Origin of the sequence: Weissella uvarum (assembly GCF_016908785.1) — a bacterium.
GTDB classification, from domain to species: domain Bacteria; phylum Bacillota; class Bacilli; order Lactobacillales; family Lactobacillaceae; genus Weissella; species Weissella uvarum.
Window position 1 is genome coordinate 286151 of sequence record NZ_JAFBEO010000002.1, and the last position, 17919, is coordinate 304069.

Sequence of the window (17919 nt, forward strand, 5' to 3'; positions counted from 1 at the left end):
CACTCTCCTCTTTAATCGTATAAAGGAAGGACGACGCCTACTTTCGCTTTGTAGTCATCGTCCTTTTTTAGTTTATTTTCCGCACTTCTTGTGATTTCTAACTTCGTATCTTCATATGCCGGAACAGCAACAATTGAAATCTCTGTTAACTTTTCAATTTTCGTAATCGTCCGCACAATGTTCCCGTTTTTACGCGTAACTCGGTCGCCACCTTGGGCAACTCGAAATCCAAAACTCAATCCTTGTAAGTTCCCCGCTCTGATATTTGTATAAACATCATGGCCTAAGGTAGTATCCGGAATATTAAGCACAAAATGTAGCCCAATTTTATCGACCTTTAAAGCTAATGTGCCTGCATTTGCACGGCCTAGGACATCTCCATAATCATGATTATACAAAGCCAGGACTTTACTTAAATCAACGCCATCTAATGCATGCGGGTCAATATATTCCGTAATACCATTTGTTTTACCCTGCTTATTGAAAACAATGGCATACCCAGCCACTTGACCGATAAACTGGCTATCAGTAGTTGAACTTCTAATTTCTAGGTCTTCAAAGCTTACATCCCTAGTCTCCTGGTGTACCAATATCAATCACTCCTTTCTCTTCTAACATCTCTCGTGCTTCTTGTGGTGTCAGAATATCCTTATCAACCCAATTTAAAATATCTGCTTTCAACTTAGATCGTGAATAATCCATCACATCTGATAGATCAAGCGAGATATTGCCACCTAATTTTAGGTTTAGCTCTGACGTAATCGGTTCAATGTACCGATTCAACCCATTAATATAAAGCTCTGCGCTCATCTCAATTGATGATTGTTCATCACCCTTACCTTCTAAATAACTAGATGGCACACCAAATACTTTGGCGACTTGTTGCTTTCCCCAATCTAAATTGCTCAAGAACTTCGCAATATCTGCATTAATGGTCACAGTAGAAAAATCAGCACCTTGGTCCATGACCATGACTCGTCCTGTATTTTCCCCACCGTTGGCTTTTTCAAACTCTTTACGTACTTGTTCTTTTGCTTCTGCGCTCAAAATCCCTTGTGGAATTTTAATCACACTACTGGGATTGATGGCGTTTTTCAATGTTGAAATAGCTAACTTATTAGCACTTTCTTGTTGCTGTAATTCTGCTGATAAAGCTTCTAATGGCGAACGGCCAATGATTTGATAAATACTATTAACTTCTCCATAAGCCATGATTTTGAAATGCAACATGTCTTCTTGCAGGATAACTTCATCTTCAAAATCATCAAAGCCTAACACTTCATAAGTCAGCACATCATTGGTTAAATTAATCGTCACACACCCAACTGGAATGTGTCGCAATTGAACAGGCGTGCCACTCTCATCTCTTTCAATTTGAACAAAAGCATTTCCATTTAAGAGAAGATTAATTACCACCGTGTTCCAAAAGTTATAGCGATTATTCAAATGTGGGATTGGATTATTAAGCAAATCTAGATTAGTGTTAGTCCCAACAAAATCTGCGCCTGCAATATCAGAACTGATTAACGCAATTACGCTGTACAAATCACTGTTTCGTAATGCTACATTGGCTGAAATGGGCTTATTAGGGATTAAGTTCCCATTTGACGAAATGAATGGCGTCATAATCGGCATTTTTGTAGAACGTTTTTCAAATGGTCGTAATAAACTCATTCTTCTAATTCACTTGATATGGCATTACCCACTAAGTAAAGCAAAATACCTACAACGAACAGACCAAACAGTTTGTTAATTCCAAAGGCTACATAAATCAACATCCCTAAACCGCCATAAGTCAAAAACAAGGCAAGTAATGCTTTTAGTACATTTTTCATCAAGTTCTCCTTTCTTCCAAAATAAAAAAGGACTAAAAACTAAAGTCCTTTTGAAAATAATCATTAATTTCATCGTTACTCATGTTCCCAAATGGTGATGAGCTAGTCTTTTCTTCAACGTTAGTAAATTCCGTATTAAAGAACATCCCTTCGTAAAACGCATTAATTGTCGCGTCTACACAATCAATTTTTTGTGTTGCTTTATTCTTATCAATCTTAATGCCGTTGTTGTCTGATACTAGAACGGCATTAGTGAGTCCAGCTTTTAATACTGGATCATCAGGCAAAACAATATTACCTTTAATAAACTCTTCTTGAACAAATTTAGTTGGCTCGCTTAAAGATTTAATCCCTTGCCGTACTGGAATAATTAAATACTCTTCTTTAATACTATCTAGCCGACGAATAAAATTGTCAGATTGCCAAGCATCATACAAAAAGCCCTGTACCTGTAAATCATTCGATTCAATAAAACGCATCAACCATTCAAAAACTTGGTCTCCGTCAATCAAACCATACCGATTACTAGCAATAGTCGCATACCCCAATTCTTCCGCTTTTCGATATGGAATATTATCTTGTTTCTCTTTTGCTTGAATGTCTTTTACTCGTGCAGTCGGTACAAAAGAATGTTGATAAATATAGAACTTTTGCTGGCCACTATCTTCAAACGGAAACACAAACGCTAACGCCGTATCATCGGATACCTGTGAAAAGTCATAGCCAATATATACTGGCTTACCGTACATCTCGAATGGTTCCGTTTCAACGCTCGACTCGACTTGATCTAAATCTAAGTAGCGATTTTCTTTGGCGTTTTGCCACATATTCATATTTTTAACAATGAACTCAGCTTGCTCCCCACTGGATAACTTTTCATCGCGTTCTGCTTTCATACCACTTTGCAATCGTTTCTTTAGCTTGGACACTTCCATTAGCGGATTAGACTTAATCCAGCTATCTGGGTCATGCATTTCAGCTACATCATCCTGCTCCCAAACTAGGAAAAGCACACGGTCACTTAATTCGCCTTTTTCCTGTGCTTGTGTGTATCGGATATAGTCTTCATACATTGGCGACCCGTTTGGATTTGTGCCCGCTGTACTGATGTACACCATTTGCGCCTGTTCATTATTAATCATTCCAGATGTCATTGAGTTAACAAATTCTTTCTGGCCATAGCCCAGCAAATGGTATTCATCAATCACGCCAATTGTATAGTGGTCAGAGTCAGCTGGGCTTCCTTGCGCACTCAACTTCTTAAGTGTTGTCTTCGTTCTTGGGATACGCATTTCATTACGATTGTACTCAATGCCCAGTTGCTTTTGCATCTTCTTAAATGGGCCTTTTTCAAGCTCTTCCCAGTTAAGCGTCATGTACTTGTACAAATTAGCGGTGTGCTGAATGTCGATAGACGCTACTGCGATTTGTCGATTTAAGTTTGGTTGACCAAATAAAAACAAAAATAGACAGTATGTCGCCAATAGCTGGGTCTTTCCATTAGTACGGGACATAGAGATAAATACGTTCTTAAATCTCGCTCCATTATCCCCATCATTCACACGCCAACCGACCATCATTGCTAACAAAAACTTTTGATATGGGCTTGGCTTGAACGGCTCACCAGAATTAACATCCTTTAGCAAAGTTGAGAATTTAACAATCCGCTCCGCTAGTTCTTGGTTGTAAGTATATTCCTTTAATGTTCCGTCAATCTCGTGTTGCAAATCATCCATCTGCCTACGACAAGCCAGCTTCATCTTTTCCCCCGACAAAACTTTTTCATCTAATACATCAATACAGTATGAAACGGTAGGGTCGCTCATTCCATAGACATGAATAACGTCATGATACTTTTCTCTGTTACTCATCACATCTTAAAGGCTTCAAAAAAGCCATCCCCCTCGTCATCATTTTCAACTAGCTCCGTTAGTTCCGCCCTACTCTTTGGCGATAATCCTAATTCACTACCAATTCTAGCTAAACTGCGCACCGCATCATTATAGATTTGGGTCATTGGGTTACGTTTATATCCTGTAAAATCTCTCCCCACTATTTCGCCGCTAGCGTCTTGCAAAGTTTTATAAACAGGTTGTACTTCGCCATTCTCTTTGATGTGATCATATGCATTTCGGTAAATTTCATACTGCGTACAGTACATTTCAACCAAATTACCATCAATCCGAGTAACGGCAGAATTTTCTTCTAAAAAGACGACTACTTTACGCCAAATCACCTTGGCTTTCTTCCCCAAATAATCGGGTGGACGATAGCTCAAACGCCCATCATTAACATCTTTATCGGCTTTTTTGGTCATGGCCTATCCACCTCCTTATTTGTGGTCACCCCCCCTACCTAAATTGTTCAAAAATGGCGTGCGTGTAAGACGCGACACCTTGACTAGCGGTATCCTTTGCGCCAGTAAGGGCGGGGGTATTTTTAGTTTTCTTTCAAAACTTTTTTCCAAAATTTCTGATCAAGATTTTTTAATTTTTCGTCGGGGATTTTCTTTTCAATTCCCGTCTTTTTATTATGTTGCCGTCGATTTAGCAACCATAAGTTACTTGCATCCAGCATTGCGACACGGTTTTCAAGTAGACGCCTCGGCACAATATGGTCAACAATTAGCTCGCCAGCGTCATATAATTTACCGTCTACAGCGCCAGTATATCCGTCTCGTTGCTTAACATACTGACTTACTTGTTGCCATTGCTTTGAATAATAGAAACCATCATGTAACTCTCCACGCTTCGTCTCATCATAACGTTTGGTCATAGCTTGCTCGCGTCTCGTCGCTGGCTTCTTCGCTTTATAGTCTGCGTATCGTTGTGCTTGTTCAGCTTCATGAATTGGGCAGAACTTCTTACCCGACTTGACTAACTGATGGCACCCCATCACATTACATCTATGAGCTCTTACCATTTCCCTATCTAGTCTCCTTAGTATTCCCAACTCTCCCATGCAGGACACTCGTCCATACTCTTCATCTATCATCATAGTCACATACTCATCGTTCACACGTTCCTTTCAGTTAGTCTCGTTATGTATCCAGCACCGTTTGTCTGTTGGTGCTGGCCAAGCTTTGGCACGTATGGCTGTCCTTAATGGCAAGCATTCAACTCATTCCCATGATGAGCACCCTACAAAAAAAGAGTAACCTTATCGATTACTCATCCTGCCAATACCGTACAGTAACATTTCCATTCTCTCCAAAACGTTCACTAATCAAAACATCTTTAGGCAATGTCTTGATAAACTCTTGATACTCTGAAAAATCCATAAACTGTTTTGCTTTCCACATACTTACTTCTCCTTTGCGCCTAATGAAATAACATCTTCCTTTGACCAAATCCCCAGCTCATAAAATGTTCGAATAAGGTATTTCTGTTCCCCTGTCGTTGCTTTAGTTGTGTCATTAAATTTTGCCTCTGACCAATTAAACTTGCTTGAATCGTTAACAGGATTAATAACAGTAGTATCTGAGGCAAAATATTGCCATTGGTCAAGTCCTTGTTGTTTCCATGAGTCAATCGTACTATCTCCTCGCGCCGCTTGCATAATAGTGTAAGGCACTGGCCAAGGTGCAATTTTAGTTGATTCGATAGTTTGCATATAACCGTATCCATATGGAACTGGAGCGGTTGGGAACCTTGGTAGTTGCAGGTCACATCCATTGTCAAAATGAAGTGTCCAAGGCATTGTACTACGGTCTAATACCCAACCAGTTGGACCATGTCGTTTGATAACAGGCATATCACCTTTCTCGCCCTTTTCTCCGCGATCTCCCTTTGGTCCTTGGTCTCCTTTATCGCCCTTTAACGTTGCGAGCCACTCTTGCTCTGTTCCTGTAAAACCATTCTTCACAGCAATATCATAATTTGATGGCCCGACCTTATTTGCGATTTCCTTTTCTACTTTTTGTAAGATACTTTCAAAAGTAATTTGCGGAACTAGTTTGCCCGGCTGTGCGTAAATATTCTCATTTAAAGTAAACTGAAAAAATCCGTTAGTTGGGAACTTCGCAATATCTCCGCCATCATGTGCCGATACTTCAATGTAGTATGTTCCAGCTGGTAATTGACTTAAACTAGGGTGACCAAAGTCGAGCTCAAAATGATTATTCTCAACTTGAATATCAATATCCATCAAATAATTTGTATCATTTTTAACCGATAAAATTGCATGTTCATCACTAATCGAAACAGGATACCCACACAAAATAAAGTGCATGATGGTACTTGTATCCCCTGCTTTCGTAACAATTTCATCTGTTGTTTTAATCCAATGCATGCTTAATCCTCCTAAATTTCTGCACAAAAAAAGACAGCTGGAACGGCTGCCTCTTCTTCCATAATTCTATTTTACATTCGTCATGTCTAATTTAATATCGACTGGTTGGCTCTCTGTAATGATAATGGCATTAATATCAACATGACCATTAAGAGTATTTTCAAGTACACTTGTCGGCAATGTAAATGTCCAAGCGTTTCCACTCTTAACACCGGCCGCTCCGTTGATTGAGAAACCTGTAATCATGTTCGCATATACTGAACTCTTGGCAGAGATTGTCAAGGTTGCAACACTACCCTGGATAGTAACATCACTAACTGCATTCATATAGTTAGCCATCACCGATGTAGTTGTTGTACCTTGCTTTAAATATGCTGTGTTGACTTGATATTTACCATCCGTATAACGATTTTCCGTCACAGCTTGTGGTGTTACACCATCGGCATGAATTGCTGGGGCAACCGCTCCGAATCCTAAGGTGGTCGCAATTGCTCCTAAAATAATTACCTGTTTTTTCAACATAATAATACTCCTTTTCAGTAATGGATAAGACATTGAAACAACGTAACTATACTCTTCATTACCTTGAATAAAGCTTAAATTATTGTACAAATTAATCTTTATGTTCAATCTCTACTTTCCTAACGGTTGATAGATAATTGATTGTATCAAAAAGTGCAACCATTTTGGTTACTCTTGGCTTATTATTTAAATTCATTCTTGACTTCATCTAACCCTTTAATAACTTCAGAATAATCTTTATATATTCTTTCGGGATTTTTTTTACTATTATAGTCATATTTTGATTTCAAATCATTCTCGGACATAAATACTTTTACTTTTGGATTTGGATTTTTAAAATAGTAAAATGGAGCATTTACTTCTGCTACTTTTTCCCCATTCACTTCTACATATGGCTTGTTTTGAATAGTGCCCCACTGAGGCTCGAAAACACAATATCTTATTGATATATTTCCATTATAATCAAGCATTACCAAATAGAAATCTACAGCTTCAGAAACAATGCGATCAGGTGTCATTGCTCTCATACCATATGTTATATCAGAATATTTCCCATTATTATTAAGTTTATGTATTCTGTTCTTAATTGATTGCTCCTCGCTCCATTTCTTTTTTTCAGCTTCGTTCATCGTTTTCTGATTTTTATTTCTTTCCTTTGGAAGCACCACGTAGCTTTCAAATATTTCTCCTTGTGATGGGTGTAGTTTTAAACTAAAAAGCAAATCAACTCCTGTCGATTCATCTTTATGTTTTAAATTAGCCACACTACGATTTTCTTTTAAATGTATCTTCAAATCGTCCTTTATAACTAAATTACTATTATTTTTTTGAAAATTCATTGAATCTGTTTGTTTAGATATTGATTCTTGTTGTTTCTCTATCTGTTTATTTTGATTAGAAAAGGTTGTAAAAGCAAATATCAATCCGACAATAGTAACAACAAGAGATATGAATTGATAAAAAGACATGTTTTTTGATGAATGTTTGAAAAACCAGGATCCCCAGATCAACAAATATGCAAAAAAACAAGTAAATAAGAATATTAATATTGGATGCTCTATGTTTTCAGTAAGAAAAAACGATATCATGTTAAAAGTTTTCAGTACTGGTTTCAGTGGCACGTCTCCTGTTATTAAATAAAATAAGCATAATAGACAGAGAAATACGATTAATATAAAAAATATAATACCTAAAACATATATGATTCGATTTAGCAGCTGTTGTATGTCTTTCTTCTTCATCACTTGATCTCCTTACTCGAAAAACAAGTATAACAAAAAAGAGCAACCAACTTAATGATTACTCTCAACATCTGATGATTCTTCTAAAGTTGTAAAGTCTAAGAACGGCATATTATAGACCGGAAACTTCGATGAATTAGTAATATATGCAACCACTGGTCGCATGTACGAAAGAAGAAGTGAAGGGGCTGTATATTTAAGAAAGATTTCTACTTGCTCCTCCCCATCAGCATTCTTCACATTTAGCTTCTCATTCCAAACAAAATCCGACTCCATTGTTAACTCAAGGTTAAATGGCGCTTTCGCTCCATCCATCTTAACCTCAAGCGACACATTAGCATGGGTATCGCCATCACGATTAATTTTGCGTCTAAATTTAACTTTATCGAATCCATCAAATTCATTTTCGTCAAAATCATCATTAATTTTAAAGGTGAGGCATGTGATAGATGGGTTATTAAATTGAAAACTACTTTCTGAAATTGACATTTATCTTCCCTATTTATTCTAAATTAGACTATGCTGCGCTAGAATATGCTATTACCAAATCAGCAGTCACAAACTGTTCTTTATCTAATTTTGTAATTTGCCCGTAATCAACATCTTGTTTTTGTGTACTATCCGACTGCAAACCATTCACTTTAAACTCTGTTTGCTTAGTCTCAACAAAGATAGACTTCATCATTTCATCTAAAAAAGCATCACTAAGTACTTCATTTAGTAGTTCATCAGTAACTTCTGGCAACATGATGCCATTTGAACGTTCTTGATTCATAATAATTACCCTCCATCTTCATTAACACTATATCACATTTTGTTTTTTTATGATACGTAAATCTCTAATGACAGCTACTTTACAATTAGGTATTTGTCCAGATTTCATTTTAATAGAAGGATGTTCTATGTCTTCCCATCTGTCCCATAAAATGATTACCGGATTTTCGGGCAAAGAATCTATAAACCTTTCAATTGCGATGCCATCTGGATTGGCTCGTTTACTTACCCTCGAATTAGGATGAAGTCTTTGATATTCTTCTATTGTTTTACTGATGACTTCCTGTGCTTTACTTTTAAATTGAATTAAGCGGGAATAGTTACTATCAATATTCAAATCAAGAACACGCTCTGGGTTAAAATCCACCAGCGTTTTCACAACAGCTGATGGAGTATCTCGATATTTATCTGCATATCTAGTCGCTGCTTGAACAGCACTAATAGAATACTCATAATTTTCATTCTCATAAAAATTATAAAATCCCCTACCAACGTCACCAGGATAAGAACCACTCTTTGGTATGCATGGTTTATTTCTGCATATTTCTTCAGCTTGATCTTTGTTTGTACCGTGAAATAATTCTAGTTCCATTTATTGTTAACAACTTTCCAATATATTTCAACATAGCCCTTCCATTATAATATTTTATTTCTATACTGTACACCTAACTATAAAAAAATTATTAACGATACACTCCCATTTCTCTATATAACTTTTTATTCCATATTTTTTCAAACATTCTCTTCCTAGTCAAATCCCTCTAGTAGGATTTGAACCTACGACCCAAGGATTAAAAGTCCCTTGCTCTACCAACTGAGCTATAGAAGCAATACACCGGTAAGGATTTGCACCTTACATACAGCTTTTCAACATTGGGGCTGCATCACCCTTTAATGTGCGTCTACCTGTTCCGCCACGGTGCCCGTTGATTTAATTTATCAACACTATCATTATTGCACATGTAAATAGGCAAAAAGTGCCATTATTTTGGTAGTTCAGATTTTTTAACGCCAGTTACGGCTTCCATACCTTCAGTTGTTACAACTATCTGTTTACCGAATTTACGCACTGATCCTGCTGGAAATTTATCAGGATATTTCGCTATCATTTGCCGAACATAGTTATCAGCCTTTCCCCACTTATTTGAGGCTTCCTTAGCACTCATAATATTTGCATCATTTAAATCAATCATCTTGACCACCTTACTTAAAAAAGATTACGGCAAGTAGTATTAACAAAATTATCATGTTCAAAATCTGTAATTTTTCTGTTCTATTGAGCTTTTTCATGGTTATTGTTATCATGAGATACACCAAAACAAGGTCATCTCTGACCTGTCTTGGCTTGAGCTTTAGTCTAGGATTTCTTTAATAAGAGTTGCGATTGTTACTATGGTTGTGAGTACCGTGTTATAAAAAGCAATCTTATCAGACCTTGACCAAGGCTCTTTTTCTTTGTCATGTTTTCCCTTGTATCTCATGACTTCCTCCTTCCCTCATTCAATATAATTATTATATACCTTATCGGATATAAAGTCAACATTTTATAAAAAGAAAAACCGCTATTTATCAACCCTTTTGCTGACTTTTAGCGGTTTTATTTTATAGTTCATCTTCAAAAATATTATACGTTTCACACAAAATTTTTAACTCATCTCGCCAACGGATTGCGGTACGTCGACCAATGTTATTCAGGTTGCCAATTAATTCCCAATTTAAGCGATTTCTGTAATGCTGATAAAATACTGCTTTTTTCTCGCCATCAAACATATCAACGCACGCCTGTAGCTTTGATTTTTGCCGTTTGAGCTCATTTAGATATTCATCTGACTCAATCCTAGCCATTGTGTTTTCAACGTTGTATGACCGCTTATTTTGCGCCCTACCACCACCGATATTTTCATCTACTTCCATTTGGGGATGTCTAAGCTCTTGCTCACGTATTTTAATCTCTAAATCCAAGCCACCAGTGAAATACTTTTCTAAAAGTTTATCATACCTATCAGCCACTCACTCACCTCACTATTATATAATTAACTTGTCGATTTCTTTCGTGTAAGGCGTCTAGCAACTGCTAGGCGTTTTTATTTTTGCTCATCCACTCATTAATTTGATTATATTTTTCCCTAGTAATAGTGTGCTTATTCTTGTCTCTCAAAACTTTACGGAGTGTTGTATAAGAAATTCCAATATCGTTTGCAACCATCTGCTCTGACATCGTCTCGTGTTTTCCATTCCCATATGCCATGCTATAATCAACACGCTTTTTTAGTAAATCTCGAAATTCAGAATCATACTCAACTAAATTATTCATCTCATACTTCCTCTACGTTTCATATCCTTCCTAACACGATCACTGAACTCTTTATTGCTTCGTTCCATCTCTTCATGCTTTTTTTGACTTTCCTGCATGCCCCTATCTACTTCTTCGGCAAATTTTAATATATCTATACCTAAAATTTTCATTATTAACACTCCACAATGTCATAGGTATCTTCAAAGATTTCTCGCTGAACAACCCAAACATCATCATGGTCACCTTGAACGATATAATCTCCTACCTTAGCGTCCATTTCACCTTCTAGGGAAATAATACTCATCTTTTTGATATGACCTTCTAGCATTGGATTTCCACTAAAATAATCAATTGCAACCTTAACTCTAACCTCTTTAGGTAAAGTCTGAAGGAAACAGTTCATATCTGGTTCAAAAGGTATTTGCCATACCTCAACAGGCACTGGCTTTTTAATTACTTTCATCGTCTATCTCCTTGATAGCTTTTGGATATATACCATTTTTTGAAACTCTTACACCATCCCACTTAATTTTCCCATTTTTCAACTGCTTATTGATGTCACGAAAGTTCTTAAAATTGAACCACGAATTATGTAACCAGTTAAAGCAAAATAATGTCATACCAGCAATCAGCTCAATCATTATTACAATAGACGCAATTTTCATAAATGTTTCAAACATTATTCTTCTACCACCTTAATCAATTCAGGATGTAACCATGCACGCATTAGGTTTTCCACATTTAATGTTCTATACATTAATTCATTACCAACAGATTCATCATATTCTTCTGAACCATTTTTAACTGTGGCAATATCAAATGGATTAACTCCATTTTCTTTTAGCTTCATGATATTGTTATATTCTTCTCGCGTCATTCGTACAGGCTTGGCATATTCTTCCTCTAGATTGATTAGCACTTCTTTTACTAAATGCACACTAACCGTAGCGTCTAAAATACAACCTTTTGCATTTAAATAAATCTTGTCTATAGCTTCATCAAATTTCATTATTCAACCTCCACAACTTCAGTTAAAGGATTCGTCCATTTTTCAGCTTCTTCTTTGGTATCAAATGTAGTTGCAATCATAAAAGCGGGCACCATATCCATAATTCCATAATCATTTCGTGATAAATACCAACTCTGATCGCTATCATCTGTAGCACGCACAATATACTTCTTAGGCTTCTCTTCTTCAAAATGTTGATGTTTTCCATAAAGCTCATCAATCAGCAAATATTGTTTATGTGTCCTGTTTCCGTGGTTGTTGATTTCGTACCATAAATCATAGAGTGCGGTATCTTCATCTAATTCTGATAACGCACCCGAAGGCGTCAAAAAATCCACTTTAACCTTTAACTTGTTCAATTGTTTCATTGCTTCTTCACTTAATTTAATCATCATTTCGCTCCTTATTTGCTTCTTTGATTAGAGAGTTAATGTACTTCTCATCTGCATTAAGTTGTTTCTTCTGACTATCGATTAAAGTCTGTTGTCGCTTATTTTCATTGCTAACATTGTCGTACTGACAAGCAAAATAAACCGCTAAAATCAAACTACAAACAGCCATAACGATAAATTCTATGATGTATCGCTGATAACTTTTTTTACTCATTTATCCATCCTCCCAAGCAACCAAAGAAATACGGCGATAATTCCACCCCATCCTAGTAATAAAAACCAAATCATTTCTTCTCCTAATCAATTAACTTCTGCATATCTGAAATGTATGCTTCAACTTTTTCTTCTTGTTTTTGCACCCTAGCAAGTCCGCTCACAAGCTTTTCATATATTTCCGATGAATTAGCCATGTCTTCGCTAGAACGCAACTGATGAGCTAATAAGTCCAAATTCATTAAAGGCACGTACATATCTTCACCAAATTTAATTTGTGCTTTCTGAATTTGCTTAAAGGCTAGCGTATTTAAATCCGCTTGTGCTTTGTAATCCGTCACAATATCGCTAATAACAATATGATCTGATGTTGGTTTAGGATATACCGTTACAATCGTTTTCTTACTTGCATCAATAACCATAAACACATCATTACTACGCCATAGTTCAGTACCGTTGTTTTGGTCTTTAACTTTTTGAGCCGTCATATTGAAATTAGTTAACCATGCTCTAACATGTGATTTACTAGTCATAAACCGTTCTGTTAGTCGTTCTTGGGCATGATCAGACACTTGGTAGTTTTCAATCTGTTTAATACCCATTTCTTCTCCTAATTCCCACCACTTACCCGCTCTCGCTATCCTTCATTTTTACCTGTATTCCAAATCTCGCTTTAATTCATTAGCAAAATTTTCCCCTTCATAATATTCCAATTCACGCCAATTACGGTAACCTCTTGCCTGTGCTTCTTTATCTAGGCTTTCCATATCTCTATCCTCAATGCTCTTGTGAAATTACTTTGTTTTTGACTAACCTTTTTAACGATTTGTGAGTCATCAAACCCCAAGGCAATTTGCATCGCATCTAAAGTCGGCTTTTCCATGTTATCCAAATCTTTAGTTGCTCGTGTTGTTTGATTAACGTTCGTTTGATAGAACGTAAGATTTACAGCTAACTCGTCCCCCTTATGAACTTGAACGTGAAACTTATCATTGAGTTCGTCCAACGCTTCAATCAATTCATCTTTGTAAGCACGATATTTTGCACCACGATAAACCGTGTTAGTTTTCGTGTTATGTTGTAAATCATTCCCACTACCAAAATCATTATCTAGCTCAATCAAAGCTTCAAAAATTTTCTGACTCATTATTTCTCCAAAATCGATGAACGATAATGAATGATATTATGAACGATATTCTCAGTAAAAATGGCTTTATACTGGGCTTGTGAACGATATGAATGAAAAACGCTCTTTATTCTTTTATTTTTATTTTTTAATTAAATTTCTAAATATAGTAAAAATAAAGAAATATCGTTCATATCGTTCATGATGGCTATACACCGGCCTATAATCGTTCATCGTATCGTTCATATATCGTTCATTATTCAAATATCGTTCATTCACTTCACGTCATAATAAAGTGCATCTGGCTTTCTAACTTTTTCATACCAATTAATCATTTTGCGACCCCAAGCCTGTTTACTCATTGGCTTATCAGTATCAGATAAATTTAAGTTCAAATAATACTGTTCATACTCTGCATACAAATCTCCAGCTTTCCCAACTTGTGGCGTTAACGTTTGGCGCCATTGTTCAAATGGATCAAGTGCGACAATATCATCTGCAATATTTCCAACGATTTGCCAATCTTCTTTAACGGCCTGTTGGTACTGCTCAATGGCATATGTAGCTAACATTGGCTTTTCTTCTTCCAGCTTAGCATTAGGAAATAAAATATCTCGCTTCTTGATTTCTTCAGCAGTTGCTACAGGGGCTACTGTTTTGATAATGTGCAACCGTCTTTTAATTGCTCCGCTGTCATTAAAAATGGGCATTTCATTCACATTAACAATCATCTTCGCTGTAATCCGATAATCCGTTCCGTCAATCCCCTTCCGCTCAACTGGGGAGAGGCCGCCACCAGTAACTGACTTGAACGTATCATCTTCTTTAAATCTGACTCTTGTAGCATCGTCATCAACCATTAACGATTTATTTACAAAACGGGCTGTTTCAAAACGGGCATTATTTCCTTGCAAATTTTTTAACTTGAAAGCACCTACTCGACTGCTACCAAACATCGCTTGAGTAACCTTAGTTACAAAATGCGTTTTACCTGTGCCACCAACTGGATCTAATAAGAACAGTGCGCCCTGTTTCCAATCCATATTAGCTTGAAAAGCATATCCCAACCACGCCCATAGAAACCTAGCATTTTCACCAAACATATATTTGGCATATGCTACCCAAGTTTCAGGAACTTTATTTGGGTCTGGTTCAAAATCAAAGCCATCGATAATAGCCATCTCTTTTTTTGGCTTAAAAAAACTATTTTCTGCGACATTAAGTGTCCAATTCTTGAACCCAATATAGTTAGTCTTAGGCGAATCATCAAAACTACGTGAATACTCAATTAAATACGGCTTAACATCTTTTTGTAACTCTCGCTTCTTGTTAGAGCTGACCTTTAGCCGGTCAGTGATTACTGAAATTGAAACATCAATCATATTGGTAACTTGTTTAACAGGAACCCGATCCCAAAACGAGCCGTTCCAGATGTATCCCCAATCATTCTTAATAACGATACTGTCGTATTGAATCAGCCAACTAGCAAAATCAATAACTGAACTAATTGAATACTTGTACTTGCCGTTCTTCTGAATATCTAAACGTAACCAACTCAATTGATTAACAAAGTCGGTATTCATACCGCCATCAACTTCATCTGCTTCAGAAAAAGGAATGCGTAACGAATTGAAATTAACGACCGATTTTAGTCTAATTGCGTTTGCCATAGCCCTCCTTTCTACTTAAGTAGTCGTTTAGCTTTATTAGCGATGTCTTTTTCCGGATTGTCTAAAGTCTGCGCTACCCCAGCTTCATAAAATGCATCTAGTAGGTCATCACTATCAATATTTGAGAACGCCTTTTTCAATGCGCCAAAAACCCTAGTTAATGAGTTATCCCGCTCACCGACATTGAATGTAATGTCGTGTTTTTCCGTGTAGTTATTAATAAAGTTAGTCATATTTTCTACCGTTGGCTCGTCACTCATAGCACCAACAAAGTCGCTCTCACTGGTAGATTGAAAAGTAGAAATTGATTTGTCCAAAACAGCCTGTATTTTGTATCGCTTTCTATTCTCCAAATCCCATGGAACAATCGTATCTTGTTTCTGTAATGGCAATCCCATTAAGCGACCAATCGTTTTAGAGCTTTGAATATCAGCACCATAGTTTAAGATATTGAAGTCCCCAATAATGAGTAACTTAGCTACTTCTTCAACGGCTTGGGGTAATAACTCTGGCCTAATCGGCTCTCCTAGCGGGATATACAATCGTGTTCCATTTTCATGATTGCCGTCTAAAGCTAATGCAGATGGTGTTTTCCAAAGATACATTTCAATTTTGCTTTTAATGAGCATTTCGTAAAAATCACTCATTAAATCATGCCAATTATCGACACGATCTAAATCAAAAATGATGCCTTGCACATCTTTAATATTCTCTCGACTTCTTGTTAGACCATCTTTCAAATTTGACGGCGTAAAATATTGTGCCGATACTTTTTTGAATTCACTAACATCTTCAATTGGTTCATGAACTGCTGGTAAAGACTCGGCATAAGTAACTACATCAAGCTCATCAAGGACATCATAGTCTCCATAAATGCCTGATTTCTTGAATGCATACATTAGAACCCTCCACCAAATGGGTCTCCTTGTGGTGCCATAGGTGGTGGTGTCATACCTTGGTCGGCAGGATTAAAGCCACCATTTGTTGGTTGAGAATTAACATCATTACTTGGTCGTGGATTTTGCTTGTCGCTTTTTGAACCACTAGCCATGTATTTACCAAAGTCTTCAATACGTGGATTGTAGTAAATACGGCCTTCATCATTTGTTGATTTTTCAAACTTCTTAACTTTAACTGCCAGTTGTTGATTAATAATTTGTGGCATCAAGGATTGCAAAGTCATTTGTCCACTACCTTGATAATTCATTCCAGCAAGCATGGCATTGATTTCACGATAACGGAATGGACGTTCTGTCTCTGCGTCATCCATAAACACATGCGTGATTTGAGCGCCTTGTTGGTCACCATCTAAAACTTCGAAACGTACTGTTGCATAGTCATTGCCATTTTTTGTCTTCCCCTTAAATTCAGCAGAAATAACTTTTACGTTGTATTCTCCTCCAAATTCAAGTCCTGTAGATGCCATGCGAATGTCGTTTGCGTCATAAGTAAAAGCCATAGTTAAATTTCCTCTTCTTTCGTTTCTTCTGTATTAATATTTAGTAATTCGTTTGCTTTGATAGTTTTACGACTATCCAGTCGATTTGCACCTTTGTTACCATTTTCTGGATCCATATCAATCGTGTTTTCACCATCACTTTTGTAGATATGCCCCACCACATCAAATGTCGATGCAAATGCATTAAATGTCTTTTCATTCATATCTGGCTTAAATAATCCCACAACGTCACCAGACATTTCGTGCGCTGTTGCTAAAATAGGTAATTGTGTCTTTCGTAATAAGAAACTCAAATCTCGAAACCACTTTTGAGTTAAGTTCCAATTTTGCCGTCCGTCTTTTGCACCGTTCTCAATATTGTCGATAACCCAGTTCTGCAATGCCGTTACGTTATCTAATACAATCGTGCCAATTTCTGGATTAATGATTACATTGCCTTGTTCATCTTTCTTGTAAACATTTTGATTAAAGTCGTACATGAATTGACGCTGAATTTGTTTGGCATCACCTTGATCATATGCAATAACTCGAATATCATCAGTATCAGCAATGGCATTAGTTGAACCATCAAAATTGAACATTAATTTCAAGCCAGGGAAGTTCTTGGATAAACTAGTTTTCCCAGTTCCTTTCCCCCCATAAATGAAATACATATCGCCAACATCCGGGATTGTGCCTTCTTTAAAATATTTTGGCATTACTAGCCCTCCTACATATTCTTTACCGCCTCGATAGCTTGATTGATTGTAGTTTCAATCTCACCTAAAGCCTGAAGTACCATCTCTTTTGACTCACCTCTAATTGATTGAAAATGAACGCTCGCAATGTGTTCAATTGCCAAATCAACATGTCTTTCAATATCTGTTTTAGCCATTACAACGCCACCTTTCGTAGTTCTAGTGCTTTAGCCATTTCTTTCTGCCCTTTAGTTAAAGCACTAACCAGAAGCAGTCCTTTTTCGGCCTTGTATACTTCATCTCCTTCAATTAATGAGTTCCCCAATAAGTCCACGCCCATTGTCTTAGGTTCATCTAAAGGATTAAAAAAATGATTACTCAAATATTGTTCTTCTGCCGTCATCAGTGAAATCTC

30 protein-coding genes and 1 tRNA gene are annotated in these 17919 nt (G+C 36.8%); all 31 read right to left on the bottom strand.

Translation table 11 applies throughout. The annotated features are described in order from the left end of the window. Nucleotides 1-11: 11 nt before the first annotated feature. Nucleotides 12-590, bottom strand: coding sequence for an HK97 family phage prohead protease (locus JOC36_RS03965; protein WP_205145210.1), 579 nt, complete (start codon nt 588-590; stop codon nt 12-14). Beyond that, a complete protein-coding gene (locus JOC36_RS03970) occupies nt 571-1674 on the bottom strand; it encodes a phage portal protein (RefSeq protein ID WP_205145211.1) in 1104 nt (367 codons plus the stop codon). The genes JOC36_RS03965 and JOC36_RS03970 overlap by 20 nt, the downstream gene beginning before the upstream one ends. Beyond that, the gene (locus tag JOC36_RS03975; RefSeq protein WP_205145212.1) at nt 1671-1835 is read right to left on the bottom strand and encodes a hypothetical protein; all 165 of its coding nucleotides are present in this window, start codon (nt 1833-1835) and stop codon (nt 1671-1673) included. Before JOC36_RS03975 ends, JOC36_RS03970 begins: the two co-directional genes overlap by 4 nt. Before the next feature lie 32 nt (nt 1836-1867). Next, nucleotides 1868-3706: a terminase large subunit gene (locus JOC36_RS03980; RefSeq protein WP_205145213.1), complete on the bottom strand. Its 1839-nt coding sequence runs from the start codon at nt 3704-3706 to the stop codon at nt 1868-1870. Then, nucleotides 3706-4152 carry a phage terminase small subunit P27 family gene (locus JOC36_RS03985; RefSeq protein ID WP_205145214.1) on the bottom strand — a complete coding sequence of 149 codons (447 nt, stop codon included), beginning with the start codon at nt 4150-4152 and terminating at the stop codon, nt 3706-3708. Before JOC36_RS03985 ends, JOC36_RS03980 begins: the two co-directional genes overlap by 1 nt. Before the next feature lie 122 nt (nt 4153-4274). Beyond that, on the bottom strand, nt 4275-4757 hold the full coding sequence (locus JOC36_RS03990; RefSeq protein ID WP_205145215.1) for an HNH endonuclease: 483 nt from the start codon (nt 4755-4757) through the stop codon (nt 4275-4277). A gap of 244 nt (nt 4758-5001) precedes the next feature. Continuing rightward, nucleotides 5002-5136 (bottom strand): hypothetical protein, encoded by a 135-nt coding sequence (locus JOC36_RS08765; RefSeq protein ID WP_275585792.1) that lies wholly within the window; start codon nt 5134-5136, stop codon nt 5002-5004. Between the two features lie 2 nt (nt 5137-5138). Further along, the gene (locus tag JOC36_RS03995; protein WP_205145216.1) at nt 5139-6125 is read right to left on the bottom strand and encodes a hypothetical protein; all 987 of its coding nucleotides are present in this window, start codon (nt 6123-6125) and stop codon (nt 5139-5141) included. A gap of 66 nt (nt 6126-6191) precedes the next feature. After that, nucleotides 6192-6647, bottom strand: coding sequence for an NEAT domain-containing protein (locus JOC36_RS04000; protein WP_205145217.1), 456 nt, complete (start codon nt 6645-6647; stop codon nt 6192-6194). A gap of 182 nt (nt 6648-6829) precedes the next feature. Beyond that, entirely contained in the window at nt 6830-7888 is a 1059-nt protein-coding gene (locus JOC36_RS04005) for a hypothetical protein (protein WP_205145218.1), read from the bottom strand. Between the two features lie 51 nt (nt 7889-7939). Continuing rightward, nucleotides 7940-8377 (bottom strand): protein-export chaperone SecB, encoded by a 438-nt coding sequence (locus tag JOC36_RS04010; RefSeq protein WP_205145219.1) that lies wholly within the window; start codon nt 8375-8377, stop codon nt 7940-7942. 28 nt (nt 8378-8405) lie between these two features. Then, entirely contained in the window at nt 8406-8663 is a 258-nt protein-coding gene (locus tag JOC36_RS04015) for a hypothetical protein (RefSeq protein ID WP_205145220.1), read from the bottom strand. A gap of 27 nt (nt 8664-8690) precedes the next feature. Beyond that, nucleotides 8691-9254: a hypothetical protein gene (locus JOC36_RS04020; protein WP_205145221.1), complete on the bottom strand. Its 564-nt coding sequence runs from the start codon at nt 9252-9254 to the stop codon at nt 8691-8693. Between the two features lie 164 nt (nt 9255-9418). Further along, nucleotides 9419-9491 (bottom strand) — tRNA-Lys (locus JOC36_RS04025). A 154-nt stretch (nt 9492-9645) separates the two neighbouring features. Beyond that, entirely contained in the window at nt 9646-9855 is a 210-nt protein-coding gene (locus JOC36_RS04030) for a helix-turn-helix domain-containing protein (RefSeq protein ID WP_205145222.1), read from the bottom strand. Nucleotides 9856-10264: 409 nt separating this feature from the next. Next, complete coding sequence (locus tag JOC36_RS04035; protein WP_205145223.1) at nt 10265-10672, bottom strand: DUF722 domain-containing protein; 408 nt, start codon at nt 10670-10672, stop codon at nt 10265-10267. Nucleotides 10673-10736: 64 nt separating this feature from the next. Continuing rightward, nucleotides 10737-10976 (bottom strand): hypothetical protein, encoded by a 240-nt coding sequence (locus JOC36_RS04040; RefSeq protein WP_205145224.1) that lies wholly within the window; start codon nt 10974-10976, stop codon nt 10737-10739. Beyond that, nucleotides 10973-11128, bottom strand: coding sequence for a hypothetical protein (locus JOC36_RS04045; protein WP_205145225.1), 156 nt, complete (start codon nt 11126-11128; stop codon nt 10973-10975). Before JOC36_RS04045 ends, JOC36_RS04040 begins: the two co-directional genes overlap by 4 nt. 2 nt (nt 11129-11130) lie before the next feature. Further along, nucleotides 11131-11421 carry a hypothetical protein gene (locus JOC36_RS04050; RefSeq protein ID WP_205145226.1) on the bottom strand — a complete coding sequence of 97 codons (291 nt, stop codon included), beginning with the start codon at nt 11419-11421 and terminating at the stop codon, nt 11131-11133. Then, a complete protein-coding gene (locus tag JOC36_RS04055; protein WP_205145227.1) occupies nt 11408-11638 on the bottom strand; it encodes a hypothetical protein in 231 nt (76 codons plus the stop codon). Before JOC36_RS04055 ends, JOC36_RS04050 begins: the two co-directional genes overlap by 14 nt. Beyond that, a complete protein-coding gene (locus JOC36_RS04060; RefSeq protein ID WP_205145228.1) occupies nt 11638-11967 on the bottom strand; it encodes a hypothetical protein in 330 nt (109 codons plus the stop codon). The genes JOC36_RS04055 and JOC36_RS04060 overlap by 1 nt, the downstream gene beginning before the upstream one ends. Further along, on the bottom strand, nt 11967-12359 hold the full coding sequence (locus JOC36_RS04065; protein ID WP_205145229.1) for a hypothetical protein: 393 nt from the start codon (nt 12357-12359) through the stop codon (nt 11967-11969). Before JOC36_RS04065 ends, JOC36_RS04060 begins: the two co-directional genes overlap by 1 nt. Continuing rightward, complete coding sequence (locus JOC36_RS04070; RefSeq protein WP_205145230.1) at nt 12352-12573, bottom strand: hypothetical protein; 222 nt, start codon at nt 12571-12573, stop codon at nt 12352-12354. Before JOC36_RS04070 ends, JOC36_RS04065 begins: the two co-directional genes overlap by 8 nt. An 82-nt stretch (nt 12574-12655) precedes the next feature. Next, the gene (locus tag JOC36_RS04075) at nt 12656-13174 is read right to left on the bottom strand and encodes a hypothetical protein (protein WP_205145231.1); all 519 of its coding nucleotides are present in this window, start codon (nt 13172-13174) and stop codon (nt 12656-12658) included. Nucleotides 13175-13326: 152 nt separating this feature from the next. Further along, the gene (locus JOC36_RS04080) at nt 13327-13719 is read right to left on the bottom strand and encodes a RusA family crossover junction endodeoxyribonuclease (RefSeq protein WP_205145232.1); all 393 of its coding nucleotides are present in this window, start codon (nt 13717-13719) and stop codon (nt 13327-13329) included. 254 nt (nt 13720-13973) lie between these two features. Beyond that, nucleotides 13974-15368, bottom strand: a complete 1395-nt coding sequence (locus JOC36_RS04085; RefSeq protein WP_205145233.1) for a DUF5906 domain-containing protein — start codon at nt 15366-15368, stop codon at nt 13974-13976. Between the two features lie 11 nt (nt 15369-15379). Next, nucleotides 15380-16267: a hypothetical protein gene (locus tag JOC36_RS04090; protein WP_205145234.1), complete on the bottom strand. Its 888-nt coding sequence runs from the start codon at nt 16265-16267 to the stop codon at nt 15380-15382. Beyond that, on the bottom strand, nt 16267-16827 hold the full coding sequence (locus JOC36_RS04095; RefSeq protein WP_205145235.1) for a DUF669 domain-containing protein: 561 nt from the start codon (nt 16825-16827) through the stop codon (nt 16267-16269). The genes JOC36_RS04090 and JOC36_RS04095 overlap by 1 nt, the downstream gene beginning before the upstream one ends. A 2-nt stretch (nt 16828-16829) precedes the next feature. Next, nucleotides 16830-17525 carry an AAA family ATPase gene (locus JOC36_RS04100; RefSeq protein ID WP_205145236.1) on the bottom strand — a complete coding sequence of 232 codons (696 nt, stop codon included), beginning with the start codon at nt 17523-17525 and terminating at the stop codon, nt 16830-16832. A gap of 11 nt (nt 17526-17536) precedes the next feature. After that, a complete protein-coding gene (locus JOC36_RS04105; RefSeq protein WP_205145237.1) occupies nt 17537-17701 on the bottom strand; it encodes a hypothetical protein in 165 nt (54 codons plus the stop codon). Further along, nucleotides 17701-17907: a hypothetical protein gene (locus JOC36_RS04110; protein WP_205145238.1), complete on the bottom strand. Its 207-nt coding sequence runs from the start codon at nt 17905-17907 to the stop codon at nt 17701-17703. Before JOC36_RS04110 ends, JOC36_RS04105 begins: the two co-directional genes overlap by 1 nt. Nucleotides 17908-17919 lie beyond the last annotated feature (12 nt).